Below are 7,134 nucleotides of genomic sequence, written 5' to 3'. Positions count from 1 at the left end.
TTAAGAAATTATCGGATTTCGCACTTTGTTTAGACGAGCCGGAGCGGTTTTATGAAGATGAAAAAATTTACGGAATTAGTCGTTTTGGACTTGAGAAACTTCTAATTTGCCTTTTTTTGGCAACACTTGTATCACATCTTTACTCCATGCTTTGCTTGAGAAACTTCTCAAAGATGTTGGTATCTCGGTAGTGGATCGGCAATCGTGGCAGTTCCAGCGTCCGATATGTCCGTTATCACGTTCATTTGTGTATTCTCACAATCCGGACATTCTGGTGATCCCTGCCATCTCAGACGCTCCAGGTACGCAATACAATCCTCTTGTGTCGGGAACATCTCCATGATCTTGATCAAATCCATCAGAAAATACTCCTATTGCTGAAAAGGAGTTGCTTTTTCTGATAGGTTTTGATACAATAATCAGATAAGTGTGAAACCGAAAAAAGCAACTCTACTTTCGGGTTTCAATAGGGGGCTGCAACCCCCTATTTTCTTACCTATATTATATCATGAAAACCCTTTATTTACAAGGGTTTATCGCACTTTTTCTATAATTTTTTGCAAGCTCAAAACGACTAATTCCGTTAACTTAAGAGTCTATTATGCAAAAACGCTAATTGAAAGACTGAAAAAATTGAAAAACAAGGTGTAGGGACACGCAGTTTAACCTATGCCTTATTAGAGTTGCGCAATAGGCAATGAACCCGCCGTGAAATCTAAAGGAGGAAGGATGGAAAAACGACCCAAAATCGCTGCGATTGCGACAATTTATCATAAATACGCACATACGCAGCACATCGTCGATCGGTTCTTAGAAGGGTATGGATGGAACAGCCGACACCACTACCCACCGATGGATCTCGTTTCACTCTTCGTCGAACAGGTTAAAGATAACGATCTCAGCCGCGAACGTCTGGAGCGTTTCCCCACAATGAAAGGCTATCCCACAATTGCGGAGGCACTCACCCTCGGCGGCGAGGAACTTGCAGTCGACGGTGTCCTGATTATCGGGGAACACGGCGAGTATCCCACCAACGAAAAGGGACAACGCCTCTATCCACGCTATGAGCACTTCATGCAGATTGCTGAGGTCTATGAAAAGAGCGGACGCGGCGTACCTACCTTTAACGACAAACATCTCTCATGGAACTGGGAGTGGGCGCGTGAGATGTACGACATCTCCCAGTCTATGGGTTTCGCTTTCATGGCGGGTTCCTCACTGCCAGTTACATGGCGCACGCCTTCCATTGACATGCCACTTGGTGTACCGGTCTCGGAGGCGGTATGTGTAGGTTACGGCGGTGTGGACAGTTATGACTTCCACGCGCTGGAGACCCTACAGTGTATGGTAGAACGGCGCGAGGGTGGCGAGAGCGGTGTAAAATGGCTGCAGGCATATCGCGGCGACGCATTCTGGGAAGCGCATCACACCAAACTCTGGTCGCGAGAACTCTTTGAAGCTGCACTCTGTCGGAGCCATACGCTCACACCATCACGTCCGGGGTTCAACAATCCGTTTCCGACATTGGACGAACTAAAGGACATTGTGAAAGACCCGATAGCGTATCAATATGAACACAATGATGGCTTGAAATCTACAATGATTCTAATGAACGGATTGGTGCAGGATTTCAACTTTGCCGCTTACATCGGTTCAGGCGACGAGATTCTTTCAACACAGATGTATCTCCCGATGCCACCCGCGCGGACGACATTGGCGAACTTCTTCTCACCGCTGGTCAACAATATTGAGCAAATGTTTTTGACAGGCGAGGCGACCTATCCGGTTGAACGCACATTGTTGACGACAGGACTTGTTGCAGCGGGTGTTGACAGCCTCTTCGCCGAAAGTACAAGGCAGGAGACACCACATTTAGACATCGCCTATCAACCCACCGAGGCATCAACCTTCTGGAGGACATGAGCTATGAAACGAATTGCTGTTGTTACGACTATCTACCGGTACCTATCGCATGCGCAACATTTTGCAGATCGTTTTCTTGTCGGCTATCCAAAAGAGGGTAGATGGCATCGTCCAGATATGAAAGTCGTTTCTCTCTATGTTGATCAGAAACCGGAGGGAGAGCAGAGCACTGACCGTTCCAGAGAATTCGGTTTCACTGTTTACTCTACCATTGCTGAGGCACTCCGGTGCGGTGGCGATCAACTCGCTGTGGATGCAGTGCTTTCGATTGGAGAACACGGTGATTATCCTACCAATGAGAAAAGTCAAGTGCTATATCCCCGATATGAATTTTTCAAGGAGTGTGTCAAGGTTTTTGAGGAAGACGGACGCGCCGTACCGATCTTCAACGACAAACACCTCTCCTATAGTTTCGAGAAGGCGAAGGAGATGGTGGACGATGGACACCGTCTCGGTTTTGGGGTGCTTTCGGGTTCGTCGCTGCCCGTCACATGGCGGTTACCCGATGTCGAATTACCCTTGGAGTGCGAAATAGAAGAGGCACTTATGGTCGGTGTTGGCGGTTCGGATCCGATGGATTATCACGCCATGGAGGCGATGCAATGTATGATTGAACGCCGAAAAGGAGGCGAAACCGGGGTCGCTGCTGTCCAATTAATAGATGGTGAGGAAGTTTGGAAGGCAGGCGAAGACGGACGCTGGTCTCTGGAGTTGTTAGAAGCTGCACTTTCGAGGAGCGATACGCCGTGCGGTTTAACGGATGAAGACGGTAGGACGCAAAATATGATCGGTAACGGTGAAATCTACCGGCTCGTCGAAAACCCTGCTGCCTATTTTATTGAATATAACGATGGTTTAAGGGCAACACTTCTGATGCTCAACGGCGCGGTCCGAGATTACTGTTTTGCCGCGAAACTGAAGGATGAGTCGGTCCCAGTGTCAACACAGTTTTTCTTAACACCCACCCCGAATGTCACTTACTCTGCGTGTCTCATCGCCAAAATTGAGGAACTTTTTGAGACAGGTATTGCACCATATCCAGCGGAACGGACCTTGTTGGTGAGCGGAACGTTGGAGAGTTGTCTGACTTCGCGCCTTCAAGGGCATGTCCGTTTAGAAACACCACATCTCAACGTTGAATACCGCGCACCTGCGGAATCGCAGCATGCACGGCGTTAAGGCACCTCATTTTGTAGGCGCACTTCGCACGCGCGCCTTGCTTCTCCGCTGCTGCTCGCGGTATTTCTATGCCCAAGTTATAAGCCCGAGTTCATGCGGAGATTGCAAATCCTCGTGGTGTGGTAGCGCACGGACGGTATACCCGTGCAAGCCTGTCTGCTTCACGGTGAATGTCCCTTCAAAGAGGTAGGTACCACCTCCGAGGTCAGATTGGTACGCCATCGGACTCACACTCCCATTGCGGATTTCGCCCGCCTCGTCCAACACCCCGTGGTAAATCTGGACGGCAAGTTCGTGTGGAAACAACACATCGGTATGGACAACCGCCTGCAGTGTTGTGGATTCACCAACACCTAACTCAGGGTTTTGAACCACAGCAGCCGCAGTATCGGGCTGCTTTTCTTCAATCCGCAGATCACGCCAATGGTCTCGGATATGTGTTTTCCAGCGTGCTAAGGCGACACTGCGCTTTCCACCTGCTTCATTGAGAGATTGCCAGCGACGATGCGCTGGAAAGTACAATTGCTCTGCGTACTCTGCCACCATGCGCTTCGTATTGAAAATAGGGGCAAGGTTTTGCATCGCAGTCTTCATCCGAGCAACCCACTCGTACGGTACATCATCAACAGAGTTGCGCTGGTAAAAGAGGGGCGCAATTTCTTTTTCAAGGAGTTCATAAATAGCATTCGCGTGTGCCTTGTCAGTGGATTTTCCGTCTTCAGAGGTAGGACCGGCATCAATCGTCCAACCGCCTCCTAAATGGTTCGCCTCTGCCCACCAACCGTCAGCAATGCTGAGATTAAGTGCCCCATTCGCTGCGGCTTTCATACCGCTTGTGCCGCTCGCTTCATTCGGACGTAAAGGATTATTGAGCCAAACATCAACGCCCTCAACAAGATAGCGTCCAACACAGATATCATAGTTTTCAATAAAGACGATTTTGTGATAAAATCGCGGTTCCGCTGCGATACGGGAGATACGCTGGATAAGCAACTTTCCCTCATAATCGTGCGGGTGTGCCTTACCGGCAAAGATGAGTTGAACAGGACGTTCTGGATGGTTAAGAATCTTATCAAGGCGGTCAACATCTTGGAAAAGAAGAGTTGCGCGCTTATAGGTTGCAAATCGGCGTGCGAACCCGATCGTCAACGCCGCTGAATTGAGAATCTTCGTTGCGACGCTCTCGCTCTCCTTAGCAAGCCTTGAAACAGGACCCCCGACGGCATGCTTCTGCTCTTGCCGTTGGCGTGCGAATGCGATAAGACGTTCGCGGCGGCGTTCGTGTGTTCGCCACAACTCAGGATCTGGAATCTGTGAAATCTGTGTCCAGACGGCTTGATTCGTAAGCTCAACAATCCAACGCGGACCGAGGTATCTGTCAAAGAGACTCTGCATATCACCGGAAACCCAAGAACGAGTGTGAATTCCATTTGTAATTGCGCGAATCGGCACCTCATGGACAGGTGTACCTTGCCAAAGGTCCTTCCACATTTCGCGGGAGACGTGTCCATGCAACTGGCTCACGCCGTTGCACATTGCTGCAAGTCTTAACGCTAAGAGTGCGGGGCTAAATTCACTGTGGGTGTTAGTAGGGTTCGTTCTACCAAGACCGAGAAAGGTGTCCGCTGAGATGCCGAGTTCTCTATAGTAACCACTGAAGTAATGATTAACCAAATCGGGTGGGAACCAGTCAATACCTGCGGGAACCGGTGTATGCGTCGTAAAGATATTTCCGGCTCTTGTGGCTTCGCGGGCTTCTTCAAAGCGGATACCTGTTTCCAGCATTAATTGTCGGATACGCTCAATCGCAAGAAACGCAGCGTGCCCTTCATTCATGTGACAGACAGTCGGTTGGATACCAAGCGCAGTCAAGGCACGGTATCCACCGATACCCAGCAGGATTTCCTGTTTGATGCGGAGGCGTTCGTCACCGCCGTAGAGGTAATCTGTTATATTCCGTAACTCCTCATTCTGATTTTCAGGGATGTTCGTATCGAGCAGGTATAAGGGAACACGTCCGACTTGGGCATACCAGACTTTGGCGAATGCTTTACCTTCTGGATACGCGACCTCTACGAAGAGCGGTGTCCCATCAGCTGATTTCGCGGGTTGGATGGGCATATTGTAGAAGTCATTTGTTGGGTAATCCGCCATCTGCCAGCCATCCGCCGTGAGCGTCTGACGGAAATAGCCGTGCTGATAGAGCAGTCCGACTGCGACAAAGGGCAGCCCGAGATAACTCGTGGATTTCAAATGATCCCCCGCTAAGACACCCAAGCCGCCGGAGTAGAGTGGCATACATTCGGTCAACCCATATTCCATTGAGAAATAGGCAATCTTTAGGTCGTTGAGCGTATCATCTTTGTGATCCGTCTCAAACCATGAAGGAGTCTTATGGTATTCTTTAAACTTTTTGTGAATGACTTCAAGGCGTGCGAGAAAAACGCTGTCTTTTGCGGCGGTGTCCAAGTGTTCTTGGGAGATTCGTCCGAGCATTGCGACCGGATTGTGGTACGTTTTTTCCCACAATTCGGTGTCAAGATGACGGAATAATCCGAGAGCTTCACGATCCCAGGTCCACCAGAGATTTAAGGCAAGTTCACGCAGAGGTTCAAGGTTCGGGGGTAATGTCGGCACCACTGTTAACTGACGAAGTGGCTTCATCTAATTCGTTCTCCTTCCGAAATCTATGCGACTTCTGCGTCCAATTGTTGTGTTTTTAGTGTGATATAGATGCCCTGTTTTCGTTGCTCAAAATTTAATTTCCCTTCGCGGGCGAGCCAACCGACACCCATCAGGACTGTACGTTGGTTTTCACCGATGTCGCGTGTTAATTTTGTAACGCTGACTTCGTTGTTAATTTCGAGATACTGCCATATAGCACCGGCTACATTTCCAATATTATCTAACATTTCTACCTCCAAAAGGATTAGGACTGACGCAATTTCTAATAAGGAATTTCAAACTACATACCACAGGCGAAGTTTTAAACCTCGCCAGCAAAGATGGCTGCATTCCTACCTCACAATAAGGACATAAAACTTCAAATGGAAAATCATCGCATAAGTCTTTGTATATATTGTAGTTGGATTCGGCGGAGTTGTCAAGAACAAAGAAAATTAAAAAAGTGTACTGCCATCGGAAATTCGGGCAGTAACTGCACAAAATTTTCTATGATAATCTAATTCTTTGCGTTGTTTTCTATATTTTTGAAAAATGACATTGAATTTTCAATAATAATATGGAATAATATATTATTATGGAACACAGATTCGTAAAGATTGGTATAGTAAAACGGGTGCAGTTTATTCAAACGCACCTACTTAACTTAACGCGAAACTCACGTAAAAGTGAGATTCATTTTTTTAGGAGATTAAACGGTATGAAAATTATGTTAGTATTGGCAGGCTTCGTGTTGATGATAGCCTATTGTGTTATCGGAAACCCAAGCGACATGGCACAGGCTGAGGAAGTCTTGGGGGTAGGAACGGATGAACTGTTAGGAGGAGACCTAACCGACCCAGAAGACGATGGTGAGCCTGAAGCAGATAAAGGTTACAACGCCATTTTCTCAGCCAACGATGAACCCGGATTCGCGGGCGGTGAATTTGCGTTTAACGTCTTTGATAACCGCCTTGGTCCCAGCAACGACAAATGGTGCTGTGGACGTGGCGGTGGCATTCCCAAAGAAGGTCTACACGTGACAGCTGAGTTTGAGGAGCAGTATGCCTTGACACACTTCACCGTATCTTCAGCGAACGATGTCCCTCCGCGGGACCCGACAGTGTGGGAGGTTCAAGGGTCGAACGACGGCAAAAAGTTTACGACCATCTTTGCTCACGACGGGAAAAGCTTTTGGGATCAGCGACTGCAAGTCGTCCTTTTTGAAGCGGGGGAAGATTACGACGTTCAAAAAACCGGATATCGTTTTTTTCGGCATGTTACTTTTGACACCGCATCGAACCCGGCTGGGGCGTACTTTCAAATTGGCGAAATTGAGTTCTTCGGCGATGATAGTTTTCCCGTAGACCC

Annotated in this window: 6 protein-coding genes; 3 read left to right on the top strand and 3 right to left on the bottom strand. The window is 48.3% G+C overall.

All coding sequences use genetic code 11. The annotated features are described in order from the left end of the window. Positions 1 to 167 precede the first annotated feature (167 nt). Positions 168 to 359, bottom strand: coding sequence for a transposase (locus OXH39_13285; protein MCY3551427.1), 192 nt, complete (start codon positions 357 to 359; stop codon positions 168 to 170). A gap of 370 nt (positions 360 to 729) precedes the next feature. Between OXH39_13285 and OXH39_13280 the strand changes: the two genes are divergently transcribed. Together OXH39_13280 and OXH39_13275 are read left to right on the top strand one after the other, a co-directional pair. Continuing rightward, a complete protein-coding gene (locus OXH39_13280; protein ID MCY3551426.1) occupies positions 730 to 1,923 on the top strand; it encodes a hypothetical protein in 1,194 nt (397 codons plus the stop codon). A gap of 3 nt (positions 1,924 to 1,926) precedes the next feature. Beyond that, positions 1,927 to 3,102 carry a hypothetical protein gene (locus OXH39_13275; protein MCY3551425.1) on the top strand — a complete coding sequence of 392 codons (1,176 nt, stop codon included), beginning with the start codon at positions 1,927 to 1,929 and terminating at the stop codon, positions 3,100 to 3,102. A 66-nt stretch (positions 3,103 to 3,168) separates the two neighbouring features. Here the strand turns inward: OXH39_13275 and glgP are convergent, their stop codons facing one another. After that, on the bottom strand, positions 3,169 to 5,766 hold the full coding sequence (gene glgP, locus OXH39_13270) for an alpha-glucan family phosphorylase (protein MCY3551424.1): 2,598 nt from the start codon (positions 5,764 to 5,766) through the stop codon (positions 3,169 to 3,171). A 23-nt stretch (positions 5,767 to 5,789) separates the two neighbouring features. Next, a complete protein-coding gene (locus OXH39_13265; protein MCY3551423.1) occupies positions 5,790 to 6,014 on the bottom strand; it encodes a winged helix-turn-helix domain-containing protein in 225 nt (74 codons plus the stop codon). A 470-nt stretch (positions 6,015 to 6,484) separates the two neighbouring features. On the opposite strand from OXH39_13265, the gene OXH39_13260 reads away from it, so the two are divergent. Beyond that, positions 6,485 to 7,134: hypothetical protein (locus OXH39_13260; protein ID MCY3551422.1), on the top strand; the 650-nt coding region annotated here is incomplete at its 3' end.

The sequence above is a fragment of the Candidatus Poribacteria bacterium genome, from assembly GCA_026702755.1.
Taxonomy (GTDB): Bacteria; Poribacteria; WGA-4E; order WGA-4E; family WGA-3G; genus WGA-3G.
The sequence above is the reverse complement of the archived record's forward strand: the minus strand, read 5'-3'. Positions and strand labels throughout refer to the sequence as shown.

Coding starts and splice junctions, on each gene's coding strand:
- OXH39_13285 (MCY3551427.1), bottom strand. CDS start 359: ATGGATTTGATCAAGATCATGGAGATGTTCCCGACACAAGAGGATTGT.
- OXH39_13280 (MCY3551426.1), top strand. CDS start 730: ATGGAAAAACGACCCAAAATCGCTGCGATTGCGACAATTTATCATAAA.
- OXH39_13275 (MCY3551425.1), top strand. CDS start 1,927: ATGAAACGAATTGCTGTTGTTACGACTATCTACCGGTACCTATCGCAT.
- glgP (MCY3551424.1), bottom strand. CDS start 5,766: ATGAAGCCACTTCGTCAGTTAACAGTGGTGCCGACATTACCCCCGAAC.
- OXH39_13265 (MCY3551423.1), bottom strand. CDS start 6,014: ATGTTAGATAATATTGGAAATGTAGCCGGTGCTATATGGCAGTATCTC.